Source organism: Allobosea sp. TAB14 (assembly GCF_052113865.1).
In the GTDB taxonomy this organism is placed as follows: Bacteria; Pseudomonadota; Alphaproteobacteria; order Rhizobiales; family Beijerinckiaceae; genus Allobosea; species Allobosea spartocytisi.
Map to the genome: position 1 here is coordinate 1 of NZ_JBFRDQ010000088.1, position 15,605 is coordinate 15,605.

A 15,605-nucleotide genomic window follows, 5' to 3' on the forward strand; every position below is an offset into this window, starting at 1 on the left:
GCTCTCGCCCGCATCATCGAAGGCCTCAGCCTCGGCGGCGAATACGGGGCGAGCGCGACCTATCTCACCGAGATCGCCGACCCCGAACATCGCGGCTTCTATTCGAGCTTCCAGTATGTGACGCTGATCGGCGGCCAGCTCACCGCCATCCTGGTGCTGCTGCTGCTCCAGAACGTCTTCCTGACGCATGAGCAGCTCGTCGCCTGGGGCTGGCGCATCCCCTTCATCATAGGCGCCGTCCTCGCCGTCACCGCCATGTTCATGCGGCGGCATATGCAGGAGACCGAGGCCTTCGAAGCCGCCAAGGGCACGATGAAGCGCGAAAGCTCGCTGCGTGGCCTGTTGAAATATCCGCGCGAGGTCGCGATCGTGGTCGGCCTCACCGCCGGCGGCACCGCCGCCTTCTACACCTTCACCACCTATATGCAGACCTTCGTGAAGCAGACGGTCGGCCTCTCCGACATCGTCACCACCTATGTCATCGCCGGCTCTCTGATCTTCGCGGCGATCCTGCAGCCCGTCTATGGCGCGATCTCCGACCGGATCGGCCGCAAGCCGGTGCTGATGTTCTTCGGCATCGCCGGCACGCTGCTCACCGTGCCGATCCTGACCACGCTTTCCGGCACGAAATCCCCCTGGATCGCGTTCCTGCTGATCTGCGGCGCCTGGATCTTCACCGCCGGCTACACCTCGATCAACGCGGTGGTGAAGGCCGAGCTGTTCCCGACCTCGGTGCGCGCCACCGGCGTCGCCGTGCCCTATGCGCTGACCGTCTCGATCTTCGGCGGCACGGCGCCGGCCATCGCCCTGTTCTTCAAGCAGCAGGGCCACGAGCAGTGGTTCTACTACTATCTCGCCGGCATCATCTTCCTGTCGTTCCTGGTCTACGCGCTGATGCGCGACACCAAGCACGCCTCGGCGATGCACCGGCACGAGTGAGGGGCGGCTCTCTGCCGTCATGGTCGGGCCTGACCCGAGCATCTCGGAAACCAGCTCCTATCCCGAACGAGATTCTCGGGTCCGCTGACGCGGCCCGAGAATGACGGCGGGTATCAGGCGCTCTCGCCGGCCAGCCGCTTCAGCGCCTTCTCCCGCCCGACCAGCGGCAAGAGGGCTGCCAGTTCCGGCCCATGGTCAAGGCCGGTCAGCGCCTGGCGCAGCGGCATGAACAGCCCCTTGCCCTTCGCCCCCGTCGCTGCCGCGACGGCTTTGGTCCAGCTCTTCCAGCTCGTGCCGTCGAAAGGCTCCGGCGGCAGCAGCTCGGCCGCCTTCGCCGCGAAAGCCGGATCGGCGATGACGGGTGTGATCGCCCCCGCCACGACCTGCCACCAGAGCTTCGCCTCGTCGAGTTTCGTCAGGTTGCCGCGCACGGCCAGCCAGAACGGCTCCCCGCCAGCGACGCCGATGGCCGCGAGCCGATCGGCGACCGCCGCGAAGGGCATCTGGTGCAGCGTGCGGGCGCTCAGCGCCTCGAGCTCGTGCTCGTCGAACTTGGCCGGAGCGCGCGAGACATGGGCCAACTCGACGAGACCGGCGAGTTCGTCGAGGCTCGTAACGGGACGCACCGCGTCGGAGGTCCCGACCAGCACGGCCAGCGCCGCGACGGCCAGCGCCTCGACGCCGGAGTCGCGCAAGCCCCGCAGCGAGAGATGGCCGAGGCGCTTCGAAAGCCCCTCTCCGCTCGCCGTGGTCAGCAAGTTGTGGTGGCCGAAGACCGGCAGGCTCGCGCCCAGTGCCTCGAAGATCTGCGCCTGAACCGCCGTGTTGGTGACGTGGTCCTCGCCGCGGATGACATGGCTCACGCCGGTCTCGATATCGTCGACGACGGAGGGCAGCGTGTAGAGATAGCTGCCGTCCTCGCGCACCAGAACCGGATCGGAGAGCGAGGCGCAGTCGACATGGGAGGGGCCGCGCACGAGATCGTCCCACGCCACCTCGCGCGCCTCCAGCAGGAAGCGCCAATGCGGCTTGCGCCCCTCCGCCTCGAAGGCCGCCTTCTGCTCGGCGGTGAGCTTCAGCGCGGCACGATCGTAGATCGGCGGCAGGCCGCGGGCGAGCTGGCGCTTGCGGCGGCGATCGAGCTCGTCGGGCGTCTCGTAGCAGGCATAGAGCCGCCCCGCGGCGCGCAGGCGCTCCGCCGCCGCGTCATAGATCGCCAGGCGCTGCGACTGCCAGATGACCTGATCGGGCACGATGCCGAGCCAGCCGAGATCCTCGGCGATGGCTTCGGCATATTCCGGTTTCGAGCGCGCGATGTCGGTGTCGTCGTAGCGCAGCAGGAAACGGCCGTGATGGCGGCGGGCGAACAGCCAGTTGAACAGCGCCGGCCGGGCGTTTCCGATATGCAGATAGCCGGTGGGCGACGGCGCGAAGCGGACCAGAGACGTTGTCATGACGCGGCTTATGGCGCTTTTGGCCCCGGGCGACAATCGCTCGTCTGATAAGGCGCCTGCAACCTTAGGCTGTTAACCCGTTATTAGGGTTACCAAGGCATGAATCGCTCCCAGGCAGGGCAGAACGGAGCCAGACCGTACCGCTGCCGGGGAGATCAGGATGCGCCTCCGTTCCGTCACGCGCGTGGTCGGTTCCTTTGCTCTTGTCGCGGGACTGGGCGCGCCGGCCTTCGCGGCCGATTATCCGGTGCTGCGCGGCTCGCAGATCGAGGACATGCCGCAGGCGCCGACGAGCATTAACTGGAACGGTTTCTATTTCGGCGGCGGCGCCGGCGTGTCCGACACCAAGTTCAAGCCCGGCACGGGATTGCAGGATCTCGCCCGCTTCGCCTTCCGCAATACGACGCTAGGCCAGCAAATCGATATGGGCAGCCTGGTCAATAACCTGCCCGAAAAGAGCGATAGCGGGGCCACCTATTTCGGCTTTTTGGGCTACAACTGGGCGTTCGGTGATGCCGTCTTGGGTTTCGAGGCTGACTATACCCGTTCCGGCCACACCTATCAGATCGACGACTACATCGCCCGGCGTGCCGTGACGCCCGACGGCACCGTCAACGATTTCACACTGTCGACGAACCAGGGTGCAAAGCTCGAAGACTATGCGACGGCCCGTCTGCGCATGGGTTGGGCCTTCGGCAGCTTCATGCCCTTCGCTACGATCGGCGGCGCGGTCGGCCGCTTCAATACGACGTCCACGGTCACTGCCACCAACTATCTGACTCAGACCAATCCGGTGACTGGAGCAATCTATCAGGGACAGGCCAATGGCTATCCCCTCACCGTCGGCGCGACTAAGAAGAACGTCTACGGCTTCGGCTTGGCGGTGGGCGGCGGTGTCGACTGGGCGCTGACCGAGAACATCTTCCTGCGCGGCGAATACCAGCTCATCCGCTTCGCAGATGTCGAGGGCACGACGACGACGATCAACACCGCCCGGGCCGCGATGGGCGTGAAGTTCTGACGGCATCCTCCTGCCGCAACGAAAAAGGCCGGGACATCAGTCCCGGCCTTTTCCATTTTCGTCTGACGGAGAGGCGGTTTATTCGGCCGCCTCGACCTCGGGACGCGCCCGCCCGGCCCGCTCGCGCTTGACCAGCTCGGCGACGAGGAAGGCCAATTCCAGCGCCTGCTCGGCATTGAGGCGGGGATCGCAGACCGTGTGGTAGCGGTCGTTGAGATCCGCATCGGTCATACCGCGCGCACCACCGGTGCATTCGGTGACGTTCTTGCCGGTCATCTCCAGATGCAGGCCGCCGGCATGGCTGCCCTCGGCCTGATGGACGGCGAAGAAGTTCTTCACCTCGGTCATGATCAGGTCGAAGGGCCGCGTCTTGTAGCCGCTCGCCGCCTTGACCGTGTTGCCGTGCATCGGGTCGCAGGACCAGACGACATTGCGCCCTTCCCGCTTGGTGGCACGCACCAGCGCGGGCAGGTTGTCGAAGACCTTGTCGGCGCCGAAGCGGCCGATCAGCGTCAGCCGGCCCGGCTGGTTCTGCGGATCGAGCACTTCGATCAGCTTGAGCAGACCGTCGACCGTGGTCGAGGGGCCGCATTTCAGGCCGATCGGGTTCTTGATGCCGCGGAAGAACTCGACATGGGCGTGGTCGAGCTGGCGCGTGCGGTCGCCGATCCAGACCATGTGGCCGGAGGTGTCGTACCACTCGCCGGTCGTCGAGTCGGTACGGGTCATCGCCTGCTCGTAGCCGAGCAGCAGCGCCTCGTGGCTGGTGTAGAAGTCGGTCGTGCGCATCTCCGGATGGGTCTCCGGGTCGATGCCGATGGCGCGCATGAAGTCGAGCGCCTCGGTGATGCGCTCGGCCACTTCCTGGTAGCGATGCGAAGACGGGCTGTCCTTGACGAAGCCGAGCATCCAGCGATGCGCGTTGTCGAGATTGGCGTAGCCGCCCGTCGCGAAGGCGCGGATCAGGTTCAGCGTCGCGGCCGACTGCCTGTAGGCCTCGAGCTGGCGGCGCGGATCGGGGATGCGCGCCTCTTCCGTGAAGGCGATGTCGTTGACGATGTCGCCCTTGTAGCTGGGAAGCTCGACATCGCCGATCTTCTCGTTCGGCGCCGAGCGCGGCTTGGCGAACTGCCCGGCGATGCGCCCGACCTTCACCACCGGCGAGCCGCCAGCGAAGGTCAGCACCACCGCCATCTGCAGGAACAGCCGGAAGAAGTCGCGGATGTTGTCGGCCGAGTGCTCGGCGAAGCTCTCGGCGCAGTCACCGCCCTGAAGGAGGAAGGCCTCGCCGGCCGCGACCTTGCCCAACGCCCGTTTGAGCTTGCGCGCCTCGCCTGCAAAAACGAGCGGCGGAAAGCCGGCGAGCTGCTGCTCGACCGCCTTCAAGGCTGCCTGGTCCGGATAATCCGGAATCTGCTGGGCGGGCTTGGCCCTCCAGCTCTCTGGCGTCCACCGCTCGGACATGGGACTACGTGCTCCTGATCTTTCGAAGATCGCGCATCATCAACCTCTTCATGGCGCGAAGGGGCGGCTATACACCCAAGCTCGCGGAATGGCCATCGTCTGGCGGCAGCCCCTGCAGCGGGCTGCCCGGCCCAGCGTCACACGGGATCGAAAAGCCGCTTCCCCGCAACGGGATAGCAACGCCGGTTGCCATGCTGATTCAGGCGCTTCACAGGCTGATTCAACCGTAGCCGCAGAAACTCTACTGGCAGTGCTGTCCCAGAAACGCGCGTCATCCCGGACGGAGCGAAGCGGAGATCCGGGATCCATCGTCGAGCGCTGCGCCTTTCGATGGATCCCGGGACAGGCCCGGGATGACGACGTGGTTCCGCGAGACGATCGATAGCCCTACCCCGCCCTCGGCGTGCGCATCGTCACCAGTTCCTCGGCCGCGCTGGGATGCAGCGCGACGGTGCGGTCGAAATCCGCCTTGGTCGCGCCCATCGTCACCGCGATGGCCACCGCCTGGATGATCTCGCCGGCATCGTGGCCGAGGATGTGGACGCCCAGCATCTTGTCGGTCTTCGCGTCGACGACGAGCTTCATGTAGATGCGCTCGTGCCGGCCGGAGATCGTCGCCTTCATCGGGCGGAAATTGGACTCGAAGACACGCAATTCATGGCCGGCGGCGAGAGCCTGCTCCTCGCTGAGACCGACCGTGCCAACCTCAGGCGTGGTGAAGACGGCCGAGGCGATGATCCCGTGATCGACCGTCCAGGGCTTGTTGCCGAAAACCGTGTCGGCGAAGGCATGGCCCTCGCGGATCGCGACCGGGGTCAGGTTCACCCTATTGGTGACGTCGCCGACCGCGTGGATCGACGGCACGCTGCTGGTCGAGGCGGCGTCCACGACGACCTCGCCGAGCGGTCCGAGCTCGGCTCCGACCTTTTCCAGCCCGAGCCCCTTGGTGTTGGGACGGCGCCCGGTCGCGACCAGAACGACATCGGCCTCGATCGGTGCGCCCGTCGCGCAATGGGCGCGGCGGCTGCCGTCCGGCAGTTCTTCGATGCGCTCGACGGTACAACCGAGGCGGAAGGTGATGCCGGCCTCCTTCAGCGCGTCGCGCAGGCGGGTGCGGATGTCCTCGTCGAAGCCGCGCAGGATGTTGTCGCCCCGGTGCAGGAGCGTCACCGCGACGCCGAGCCGGGCGAAAAGGCTGGCGAATTCGAGCGCGATATAGCCGCCACCGACGACGAGCATGCGCTTCGGCAGCACCGGCAGGTGGAAGACCTCGTTCGAGGAAATGCCAAGCTCGCCGCCGGGGATCGGCGGATCGAAGGAGGGCCAGCCGCCGGTTGCAACGAGGATGTGGCGGGCGCGGACCAGTTGCCCGCTCTTCTGCAGGCGGACCTCATGCGGTCCCTCGATGACGGCCCGCTCCTCACGGATTTCGGCCTTCGCGCCCTCGAGCCCCTTGCGATAGAGCCCGGACAGGCGCGTGACCTCGTTGGCCACGGCGTCGCGCAGCGTCGGCCAGTCGAAGGACGGCTTTGCGGGAAGCGTCCAGCCGAAGCCGGCCGCGTCCTCAAAATCCTCGGTGAAGCGGCTGGCATAGACGAAGAGCTTCTTCGGCACGCAGCCGCGGATGACGCAGGTGCCGCCGATCCGGTCTTCCTCCGCGATCATCACGCGGGCGCCATGGCCCGCCGCGATGCGCGCCGCACGCGTGCCGCCGGAGCCGGCCCCGATGACGAAGAGATCGACGTCGTACTCAGCCATGGTCTTCTCCTAGACCATCGCGCTTCCGACAGGACGCAGTCACGATGATCCATCCATTTGTTATCGCATCGGATCATTCCGAAAAGTGCATTCCACTTTTCGGTCCGATGCTATCGTCGCGCGGCCGCGCCCGGACCGAACCAGAGGATCCCGGCTCCCAGAACGGCAATCCACCAGCCTTGCCAGGCACCGTGCCCGACGACCGAAATCGCAAAGGCAGCGGCGAAGAGCGTGAGGCGCGGCGCCATCTCCCGCGCCGGCAGCCGGCGCAATCGCGCCAGCAGAAGCAGGCCTGCCGCAAGCAGAATGCCCGCCCCGATCGCTCCGGTCTCGACCCATGCCTGCAACGGCATGTCGTGAGGGTGCCCCACGCCCAGGAGCACCCTATGCTCCGGCGCCACCTCGGCCGCCACCGGATGCCGGTCCATGCTGGCCGAGGTGCCGAAGCCGGCGCCGGCGATCGGCCGTACCCGCACCACCTCGCCGAAACTCTGCCAGATATCGATACGAGCCTGCCCGGTCATGACAGCGAAACGGTTCAGGATCACCGAGGGTAGCCAGTTATGGGCGGCAAGGCCGAGAACCGGCGCCATCGCCATGGTCAGGACGAGCCCGATCGCGGCGGCCGTCAGCATCAGGCGCGGCCAGTAGGCCGACGCGACCCAGCAGACGAGGCAGACCGCGACGCCGAGCCGCGCCGAAGCGCTCTCCGAGCGTAGCGCCAATGCGGCCACGGTCAGTCCGAGCAGGACTGCCAGGATCCGGTCGGAGCGGCGCGCGGCCGGCATATGCCAGAGACCATGGATCGTGGGCACGGCCAGCACCAGCGCCGTGATGGCGGGGCGATTGAAGACGAAGCTCATCAGCTTTCCGATGCCGAGCTCGGCCCGTTGCGACAGCCCGGAGGCGAGCTCGACCATGGCCAGCAGGCTGGCGAGGATGATCGCGACCGCAAGCGCGCGCAGCCATGCGGGCTGCGGCCTGAACCGGCCCGAAGCCGCAATCGCGAGCGCGAAGACCGCCGGCAGCACAAGCTCCGCCCAGGCCCGCAAGGAGGCCGCCGGCCTGTGGCTCCACAGGATCGAGAGAAGGGCCCAGGCGAGGAAGGCGGCCAGCGCCAGCCCCAGCGGTGTCGCGAGCAGGTTCCGCAAGCGCGCGACGACTTCGCCCGTCCGGCCCACCGCGACAGCAGCGGCGATGAAGGTCACGGCGCCGAGGCCGAGCATCAGCGGCGCGGAGCGATTGGCGAGCCACATCGCCAGCGGCATCAGCACCATCAGCGCCGAGCCGGCCGCCACGAGACGGGTGGAGAGAAGCGAGGAAGTCGACACGGCTTCCTGGCCGACTGGAAGGCGGGGCTGGCTCATGGGCTGCGATTACGCGATCGGGCCGATCTTCGCCAGAGGCGTGGTTGCAAGCCCCGCCTTTGCCTTCCGCTGACACGGCGCCTGCGACGAAAGACGTAGAACTTCGGAAAACCTGCCGGTTCGACCCGAAATCATGTCATCCGATTATGTAATCAGGCGCAATTGACGCCTGGAGCGGCATGGTGCCACAGGGCAAAGGCAACCCTAAAAAACTCGCGGCAAAGCCGCACAGCGGAGGAAATCCATGCTGACATCGGTCCTCAAGCGCGGCGCCCTTGCGGCCGTGGCCCTCGCGGCGCTCTCGACGGCAGCCTTCGCCCAGGTGAGCGAGCTCAAGATCATGGCTCCGGCAGCTCCCGGCGGCGGCTGGGACGGCACCGCGCGCTCGATGCAGCAGGCGCTGACCGCGGCCGGGATCGTCAAGAGCGTGCAGGTCAACAACGTCACCGGCGCCGGCGGCACCATCGGCCTCTCCCAGCTCATCGGCGCGAAGGGCGACGGCCATCAGCTGATGGTCAACGGCTTCGTCATGGTCGGCGCGATCCTGCTCAACAAGTCGCCGGTCAACCTGACGCAGGTGACGCCGATCGCCCGCCTCACCGCCGAGGCCGAGGTCATCGTCGTGCCGACGGAGTCGCCGCTCAAGAGCGCCAAGGACCTGGCCGAGCGCCTGAAGGCCGACCCGGCCAAGGTGACTTGGGCCGGCGGCTCGGCCGGCGGCACCGACCACATCCTCGCCGCGCTGTTCGCGCAGGCGGTCGGAGCGGACGCCAAGAAGATCAACTACATCCCATTCTCGGGCGGCGGCGAGGCCCTGGCTGCCATGCTCGGCGGGCGCGTCACCGCCGGCGTCTCCGGCTATGGCGAGTTCGAGGGCCAGATCAAGGCCGGCAAGCTGCGCGTGCTCGCGGTCTCCTCGGGCAAGCGCCTCGAAAACGCGCCGGACGCCCCGACCCTCAAGGAACAGGGCATCGAGCTCGAGCTGCTGAACTGGCGCTCCGTCGTCGCTCCTCCCGGCCTCTCGGCCGAGCAGACCAAGGCTCTGACCGACACGGTCGAGAAGATGGTCAAGTCGAAGGAGTGGCAGGAGATCCTCAAGGCCCGAGGCTGGGACGATTCCTTCCTGGCCGGCGCCGCCTTCGACAGCTTCCTGAAGGGCGAGATCGAGCGCGTCTCCAAGGTGATGACCGAAGTCGGGCTGGTGAAGTAAACCGACCGGCACCGTCGATATCTCGGGGGGCCGGGCAACCGGCCCCTTTCTCAACGCCAGAAGCGCCTCCAACTCTTCTCCCGTCGCCTTGTCGCCGCGCGAACCGGAGCCGCTTCGCCCAACAATGCGCGAAGGCGCCAGCCTCCACCAGGGGAACGCCATGACGAACGAGACCCGCACGCAAGGCGCCGACAAACCGGCCCTGATCGTGGGCGTGCTGCTGCTGATCGTCGCCGCCCTGATCGGCTATGACGCCTCGCAGCAGACCATCACGTCGAATTACGGCGTCGGCCCCACCGCCATGCCCTATGTCGTGGCTGCCGGATTGACCATTCTCGGGCTGGCGCATTTCGTCGTCGCCTTCCGCGAAGGGCTGCCGAAGCCCGATGCTGCCGACGGTACGGCCCTGCTCTGGATCGCGGGCGGGCTCATCTTCCTGATCGCCTGCATCGGGCTCGGCGGCGGCTTCGTCATCGCCATCGCGGTCGTCTTCGCCTGCACGGCGCGCGGCATGGGGCGGCGGGCGCTTGCCGTCGATGCCGCGATCGGCTTCGTGCTCGGCCTCGCAATCTTCCTCGTCTTCGCCAAGGTCCTGACGCTGATTTTGCCGGCGGGACCGCTCGAACAACTCTTCCTCTGAGGCGGGCCGGATACGATGGAAACGCTGCTTTCGCTTCTCCACGGCTTCACGGTCGCGCTCGAACCCTCGAAGCTGCTGTTCTGCCTGATCGGCGTCTTTCTCGGCACCGCGGTCGGGGTGCTGCCCGGCATCGGCCCGGCGCTGACGGTCGCGCTCCTGCTGCCGGTCACCTTCAAGCTTGACCCCGCCGGCTCGCTCATCATGTTCGCCGGCATCTATTACGGCGGCATGTATGGCGGCTCGACCACCGCGATCCTGCTCAATGCGCCGGGCGAGAGCGCCTCGCTGGCCACCGCGCTCGAAGGCTCGAAGATGGCCAAGGCGGGGCGCGGCGGCCCGGCGCTGGCGACGTCCGCCATCGGCTCCTTCGTCGCCGGCCTGATCGCGACAATCGGCCTCGCCTTCCTGGCGCCGTGGCTGGTCGAGGTCGCGGTGAAATTCGGCCCCTGGGACTATTTCGCGCTGATGATCGTCGCCTTCGTCACGGTCTCGGCGACCTTCGGCGACTCGCCGCTGCGCGGGCTGACCAGCCTGTTCATCGGCATCGCGCTCGGCCTCATCGGCATCGACAAGCTGACCGGGCAGGCCCGCCTGACCTTCGGCGTGCCGGAGCTGCTCAACGGCGTTGAGGTGACCACGCTGGCCGTCGGCCTGTTCGCGGTGGGCGAGGCTTTCTACGTCGCCTCCAAGCGCTCCCACGCTCCGGAGGAGATCATCCCGATCAAGGGCTCGCTCTGGATGACCAAGCAGGACTGGAAGCGCTCCTGGGCGCCGTGGTTGCGCGGCACCGCCTTCGGCTTCCCGATCGGCGCGCTGCCCGCCGGCGGCGCGGAGGTGCCGACCTTCCTCAGCTACTCGACCGAGAAGCGGCTCTGCAAATATCCCGACGAATTCGGCAAGGGCGCGATCGAGGGCGTCGCGGGGCCGGAAGCCGCCAACAACGCCTCCGCCGCCGGCACGCTGGTGCCGTTGTTGACGCTCGGCCTGCCGACCTCGGCGACCGCCGCGATCATGCTGGCGGGCTTCCAGCAATACGGGCTCAACCCCGGCCCGCTGCTCTTCGCCGAGAAGCCGGACCTGGTCTGGGGCCTGATCGCCTCGCTGTTCATCGCCAACGTCATGCTGGTGATCCTGAACCTGCCCCTGATCGGGCTCTGGGTCAGGCTGCTGGCGATCCCGCAGCCCTGGCTCTATGCCGGCATCGTCGTCTTCGCGACGATGGGCACGCTCGCGGTCAACGGCTCGCCGGTCGAGCTCGCCATGCTCTTCATCTTCGGCTTCATCGGCTATCTGATGAGGCGCTACGATTATCCGGTCGCGCCGATGGTGGTCGGGCTCATCCTCGGGCCGATGGCGGAGCAGCAATTGCGGCGCGCCCTGCAGATCAGCCTCGGCGACCCGATGATCCTGCTGGAGAACCCGATCTCGGCGACGCTGCTCGGCATCGCCGCGCTCGCCCTAATCGCACCCTTCGCGATGAAGGGGCTGAACCGGTTCAAGGCCTCGGAGGACTGACCAGGCCGAGCCTGAACAGGCTCTCCCCGGTCGCGACCAGCGCTTCCGCCGCCGGTCGCGGCTGCCAGCCGAGCATGGCGATCGCCTTGGCGCTCGTCGCGGTCTTCTTCCGTCCGAGCTCGGGCGTCGCAGCCTGACGCGCCGTAGCGCTGAAGCGGGCGACGAGGCGCACCAGCCAGTTCGGCAGCACGACGGTCGAGACGCGGTCTGCGCGCTGGCCGAGCCCCGCCTTCAGCGCCTCGGCGATGGCCCGCATCGTCATGAAGTCGCCGGCCGTGGCCAGGAAGCGCTCGCCGGCGGCGGCAGGGTCGGTCATCGCGCGCAGATGCAGCTCGGCGACATCGCGCACGTCGACCACGCCGAACATGAGCTGCGGCACCGCGCGGAGCTTGCCCTCGAGCATGGTCCGGATCAGCACGATCGAGGCCGAGAGATCCGGCCCGAGCAGCGGGCCGAAGATGCCGACCGGGTTGACGACGGCGAGCTCCAGCCCCTGCCCCTCGCCATCGACGAAATCCCAGGCGGCCTTCTCGGCCAGCGTCTTCGATTTCGGATAGGCGGCGAGCCCCGGTGCGGCGGGATCGGTCCAGTCGCGCTCGTCATAGGGGTGGTCGAGCGGGCGCCCATAGCCGATCGCAGCGAAGGACGAGGTCAGGACCACGCGCCGGATGCCGGCGCGATGCGCGGCGCGCAGCACGCGCAAGCTGCCTTCGCGGGCCGGCTTGATCAGCTCGTCCTCGTCGCGCGGCGCCGCCGTCAGAAGCGGCGACGCGACATGCAGCACATGGGAGCAGCCCGCGACGGCCGCGTCCCAGCCCGCATCGGCCGTCAGATCAGCGATCACGACCTGAAGCCGCCCGTCGAGCTCGGCTCCCGCAGCGGCCAGGGCGGCCCGCAGGCCGGCCTCGCGCGCCGGCGAGCGCAAGGTCGTGCGGACGTCGTAGCCGGCCTTCAGCAAAGCGAGGATGCAATGGCCGGCGAGAAAGCCGGAGCCGCCTGTCACAAGAACGGTCTGGCGGGTCATGCCGAGTCTTTCCATCGCAGGGAGGAAGGGCGGTCAAACACGCTGTGCTTCGCAGTCATTCAGGGACATAAACCCTCCGCCATCGAAGAAAAAAGGCCGGCGGATAATCCACCGGCCTTTCCGAATTCCTTGCAGTGCGGAGCCGCACCGCACGGCTGCGTCAGAGCGTATGACCGCGCTTGCGCATCTCCTGCGAGAAGCGGTCGAACAGGTAGTTGCTGGTCTGGACGCTCCAGGGCTCGAGCTCCTTGAAAAGCGCCTGCATCGCCTCGGAGCGCAGGCTGGTGTAGCGCTTGCCGACATCCGAGTTGAAGAAGGCCGAAACCGCCTTGAGATCGGCCTCGGTCATCTTGCTGGCGAAGATCGCGGCGGCGGTCTTCGTCATCTCCTCGGCGCGCCTGTCGGCCTCCGGCTTCAGCTCGGCGACGACGGCTTCCATGTCCTTCTTCGCCTCCGGCCTCGTCGCGATGAGCTGCTTTGCGCTCTCCTCGAACTCGCGGTAGATATTGTCGATATTCTGCGTGACGCCGGTCAGAGTCATGACCTCGCGGGCCGCCTGCAGATGGCTCGGCGCCAATGCCGGCGCCTGGGCGAAGGCGGGAGCGGCGCAGATGAGCGCCAGGCCCAGAAGCGCGCTGGCGAGAGAGTGGCGGATCATACGTTCAAAACCCCTTCGTCGTTGAGGAGCCGACCGGAGCCCGGCTGCGCCTCCGGACCCGCGGCCCGATCTCGTTCGCGCGTTCCTTAGCGTGGATCGCGCCGGAATGGAATCACTCGATCCGGCCGAGCAGCTTCAGCCCCTCGGTGCCGGCCAGGATGGCCCCCGTCGCGAGGCCGATAAACAGGCCGTGCTCGACCACGCCCGGAACCGTGTTGAGAGCCTGAGCCAACAATTCCGGCTGATCGATGGCGCCGAGATGGGCGTCGAGGATGAAATGACCGCCATCGGTCAGGAGCGTGCTTCCATCCGGACGCAGGCGCAGCTTCAGTTCTCCAGCCGCGCCGGACGCCGCGATCGCAATCGCGACCGCCCGCCGCGTCGCCTCCAGCCCGAAGGGCACGACCTCGATCGGCAGGGGAAAGCGGCCGAGCCGCGGCACGAGCTTGCCGTCATCGGCGATGACGATCATCCGCGCTGAAGCCGCCGCGACGATCTTCTCGCGCAGCAATGCCGCGCCGCCGCCCTTGATCAGGCGCAGTTGCGGATCGACCTCGTCGGCACCGTCGACCGTCAGGTCGAGTTCGGGCGTCTCGTCGAGGGTCGACATCGGGATGTTCAGGGAGAGGGCCTGGGCCTGCGTCGCCTCCGAGGTCGCGACGCAGATGATTTCGAGCCCCTCGGCCACGCGCCGGCCGAGCAGATCGACGAAATGCTTGGCGGTCGAGCCCGTTCCGAGCCCCAGCCGCATGCCGGGCCGCACCAGGTCGAGCGCGCGGGCGGCGGCCTGCTTCTTCAGTTCGTCGGCGTTCATCGTCCTGCCCGGGCGTCGGTTTGAGCGAGTGGTTGATTTGAGAAGGTCAGACCCATCCGCAACGGATGACGGCGCCCTCCTGCCGCGCCGGAGCGCGAGAGTCCAGCCCTTTAAAGTCCAGCCTTGCGGCCCGCCACTGCGCTATTTCGCCTGGGGCGTGCACACCGTCTTGTCGTCGAAGACGTAGCAGATGCTCATCTCGCCGGTGCGCAGGTTGACGCGGAAGATGCCGCCCTCCTTCTCGTGGCGGGAGGGCATCAGCCCGTATTCGCCCGGCGTCTGCGGCCCCGCCCCTTCGCCGGCCGGGAAGCAGATGGTGATGCCGACACCGCCTTCCTTAAGCTGGAACTGGCAGGCGCCGACCTCCCCTGTCGCCCTCTCGATCCGGTAGACGCGGTTGAGATCGTTCTGTGGCGCCGGCGCGAACTCGAAATTGCCGGCGAAAGCGGGGCCGGCGACGACAAGCGACAGGAAGGACCAGCGCAGGGCGCGCGCGCCGCGCAGCGGCAGCTTCTCGACCATCTTCGACATCACAAGGTTCCCTGCCGCGCCGACCTGCGGCGAATCGAGCGCAGGATAGCATCTTGCCGGGCGGATTTGAGGTGGCGTCTGGCCGGGTTGCGCCCGACGCGCTTGCCAAGCCGGAGCGAAAAACCTTTAAGCGATCGCCATGCGGCCGGATCAGTCGGCCTGAGGGAAAACGCGACCATGAGCCTCGCCCCCATCGTCGTCTTCGATCTCGACGGCACCCTGGCCGAGACGGCGCCCGACATCATGCGCACGCTCAACGTCATCCTCACGCGGGAAGGCCTGCCGGCCCTGCCCTATGAGCGGGCCCGCGAACTGGTCGGCGCGGGCGCGCGCGCGCTGATCGAGCGCGGCTTCAAGGTCTCGGGCCGCCCGCTCGACGCGGAGACGCTGGAGCGCCTCTTCCAGGACTTCCTGACGATTTACGCGCAGGACGTCGCCTCCAGCAGCCATCTCTTCGACGGCGTGCTCGGCGCGATGGACGCCTTGACCGGCGAGGGCTATGCGCTCGCCGTCTGCACCAACAAGCCGATCCTGCACACGCGGCTGATCCTCGACCATTTCGGCATCGCCGACCGCTTCGCCTCGGTGGCGGGGCGCGACACCTTCCCCTTCTTCAAGCCCGATCCGCGCCATCTCACCCTGACGATCGAGGCGGCGAAGGGCGATCCGAAGCGCGCCGTGATGATCGGCGATTCGCGCACCGACATCGCAACCGCCCGCGCTGCCGGCATCCCCTCGATCTGCGTGCCCTTCGGCTATACCGACGTGCCGATCGAGACGCTGGAGCCGGATTTCATCATCCAGCATTTCGACGAGCTTCCCGCCGCCGTCGCGCGCGCCCTCGATCCGGTGGCGATCGCGTCCTGAGCGCAGAACCGTCCTTGACGGCACCGGGCGCGCCGACTAGGAGAGGCCCGTCCGGGCGATTAGCTCAGCGGTAGAGCACTCCCTTCACACGGGAGGGGTCACAGGTTCGATCCCTGTATCGCCCACCATTTCTTCCCGGATGTCCCCGCCTCGATTGCGTACTGCCCGGCAGGACGCCGCGCGGGCGCGCGTCATCGCGCTTGGCGAGAGGCTGGATGTCTCCGGAGCCGGCAGTCTGGATTGAACCGGGAACGCCCCCGGCTCCCTTGTTTTCCGCCTGTGCCGCACCACCTCGAATCAAGGATCGCGCCGCCGGGTTTTCAGCAATCTCGCGACGCCGCTC

General features: G+C 67.4%; 14 protein-coding genes and 1 tRNA gene. 7 read left to right on the plus strand and 8 right to left on the minus strand.

Annotated elements, in window-relative coordinates; all coding sequences use genetic code 11:
- Positions 1 to 939: MFS transporter (locus AB4Y99_RS14760; RefSeq protein ID WP_441523836.1), on the plus strand; the 939-nt coding region annotated here is incomplete at its 5' end.
- A gap of 113 nt (positions 940 to 1,052) precedes the next feature.
- Here AB4Y99_RS14760 and gltX read toward each other — a convergent pair.
- A complete protein-coding gene (gene gltX / locus AB4Y99_RS14765) occupies positions 1,053 to 2,393 on the minus strand; it encodes a glutamate--tRNA ligase (protein ID WP_441523837.1) in 1,341 nt (446 codons plus the stop codon).
- Positions 2,394 to 2,553: 160 nt separating this feature from the next.
- Here gltX and AB4Y99_RS14770 point away from each other — a divergent pair, with 160 nt between their 5' ends.
- Positions 2,554 to 3,414, plus strand: coding sequence for an outer membrane protein (locus tag AB4Y99_RS14770; protein ID WP_441523838.1), 861 nt, complete (start codon positions 2,554 to 2,556; stop codon positions 3,412 to 3,414).
- A gap of 78 nt (positions 3,415 to 3,492) precedes the next feature.
- Here AB4Y99_RS14770 and AB4Y99_RS14775 read toward each other — a convergent pair whose 3' ends face one another.
- From AB4Y99_RS14775 to AB4Y99_RS14785, 3 genes are all read right to left on the minus strand, one after another.
- Positions 3,493 to 4,878: a class II 3-deoxy-7-phosphoheptulonate synthase gene (locus AB4Y99_RS14775; protein ID WP_038361792.1), complete on the minus strand. Its 1,386-nt coding sequence runs from the start codon at positions 4,876 to 4,878 to the stop codon at positions 3,493 to 3,495.
- Positions 4,879 to 5,265: 387 nt separating this feature from the next.
- Positions 5,266 to 6,636 carry a glutathione-disulfide reductase gene (gor, locus tag AB4Y99_RS14780; RefSeq protein WP_441523839.1) on the minus strand — a complete coding sequence of 457 codons (1,371 nt, stop codon included), beginning with the start codon at positions 6,634 to 6,636 and terminating at the stop codon, positions 5,266 to 5,268.
- Positions 6,637 to 6,746: 110 nt separating this feature from the next.
- The gene (locus AB4Y99_RS14785) at positions 6,747 to 7,967 is read right to left on the minus strand and encodes an O-antigen ligase family protein (RefSeq protein WP_441523840.1); all 1,221 of its coding nucleotides are present in this window, start codon (positions 7,965 to 7,967) and stop codon (positions 6,747 to 6,749) included.
- Between the two features lie 280 nt (positions 7,968 to 8,247).
- Here AB4Y99_RS14785 and AB4Y99_RS14790 point away from each other — a divergent pair, with 280 nt between their 5' ends.
- From AB4Y99_RS14790 to AB4Y99_RS14800, 3 genes are all read left to right on the plus strand, one after another.
- Positions 8,248 to 9,213: a Bug family tripartite tricarboxylate transporter substrate binding protein gene (locus AB4Y99_RS14790; RefSeq protein ID WP_038361787.1), complete on the plus strand. Its 966-nt coding sequence runs from the start codon at positions 8,248 to 8,250 to the stop codon at positions 9,211 to 9,213.
- 160 nt (positions 9,214 to 9,373) lie between these two features.
- Positions 9,374 to 9,853, plus strand: a complete 480-nt coding sequence (locus tag AB4Y99_RS14795) for a tripartite tricarboxylate transporter TctB family protein (RefSeq protein WP_038362557.1) — start codon at positions 9,374 to 9,376, stop codon at positions 9,851 to 9,853.
- Between the two features lie 15 nt (positions 9,854 to 9,868).
- Positions 9,869 to 11,368, plus strand: coding sequence for a tripartite tricarboxylate transporter permease (locus AB4Y99_RS14800; RefSeq protein WP_112764076.1), 1,500 nt, complete (start codon positions 9,869 to 9,871; stop codon positions 11,366 to 11,368).
- Here AB4Y99_RS14800 and AB4Y99_RS14805 read toward each other — a convergent pair.
- The 4 genes from AB4Y99_RS14805 to AB4Y99_RS14820 form a co-directional block, all read right to left on the minus strand.
- Positions 11,349 to 12,392, minus strand: coding sequence for an SDR family oxidoreductase (locus tag AB4Y99_RS14805; protein WP_441523841.1), 1,044 nt, complete (start codon positions 12,390 to 12,392; stop codon positions 11,349 to 11,351). The two genes, AB4Y99_RS14800 and AB4Y99_RS14805, sit on opposite strands and share 20 nt — an antisense overlap.
- 160 nt (positions 12,393 to 12,552) lie before the next feature.
- Positions 12,553 to 13,050, minus strand: a complete 498-nt coding sequence (locus tag AB4Y99_RS14810) for a DUF2059 domain-containing protein (RefSeq protein WP_038361780.1) — start codon at positions 13,048 to 13,050, stop codon at positions 12,553 to 12,555.
- 112 nt (positions 13,051 to 13,162) lie between these two features.
- Entirely contained in the window at positions 13,163 to 13,864 is a 702-nt protein-coding gene (rpiA, locus tag AB4Y99_RS14815) for a ribose-5-phosphate isomerase RpiA (protein WP_441523842.1), read from the minus strand.
- Positions 13,865 to 14,005: 141 nt separating this feature from the next.
- Positions 14,006 to 14,386 carry a hypothetical protein gene (locus tag AB4Y99_RS14820; protein WP_081925338.1) on the minus strand — a complete coding sequence of 127 codons (381 nt, stop codon included), beginning with the start codon at positions 14,384 to 14,386 and terminating at the stop codon, positions 14,006 to 14,008.
- A gap of 186 nt (positions 14,387 to 14,572) precedes the next feature.
- Here AB4Y99_RS14820 and gph point away from each other — a divergent pair, with 186 nt between their 5' ends.
- Together gph and AB4Y99_RS14830 are read left to right on the plus strand one after the other, a co-directional pair.
- Positions 14,573 to 15,262 (plus strand): phosphoglycolate phosphatase, encoded by a 690-nt coding sequence (gene gph, locus AB4Y99_RS14825; RefSeq protein WP_441523843.1) that lies wholly within the window; start codon positions 14,573 to 14,575, stop codon positions 15,260 to 15,262.
- A 53-nt stretch (positions 15,263 to 15,315) separates the two neighbouring features.
- Positions 15,316 to 15,390, plus strand: a tRNA-Val gene (locus AB4Y99_RS14830).
- Positions 15,391 to 15,605 lie beyond the last annotated feature (215 nt).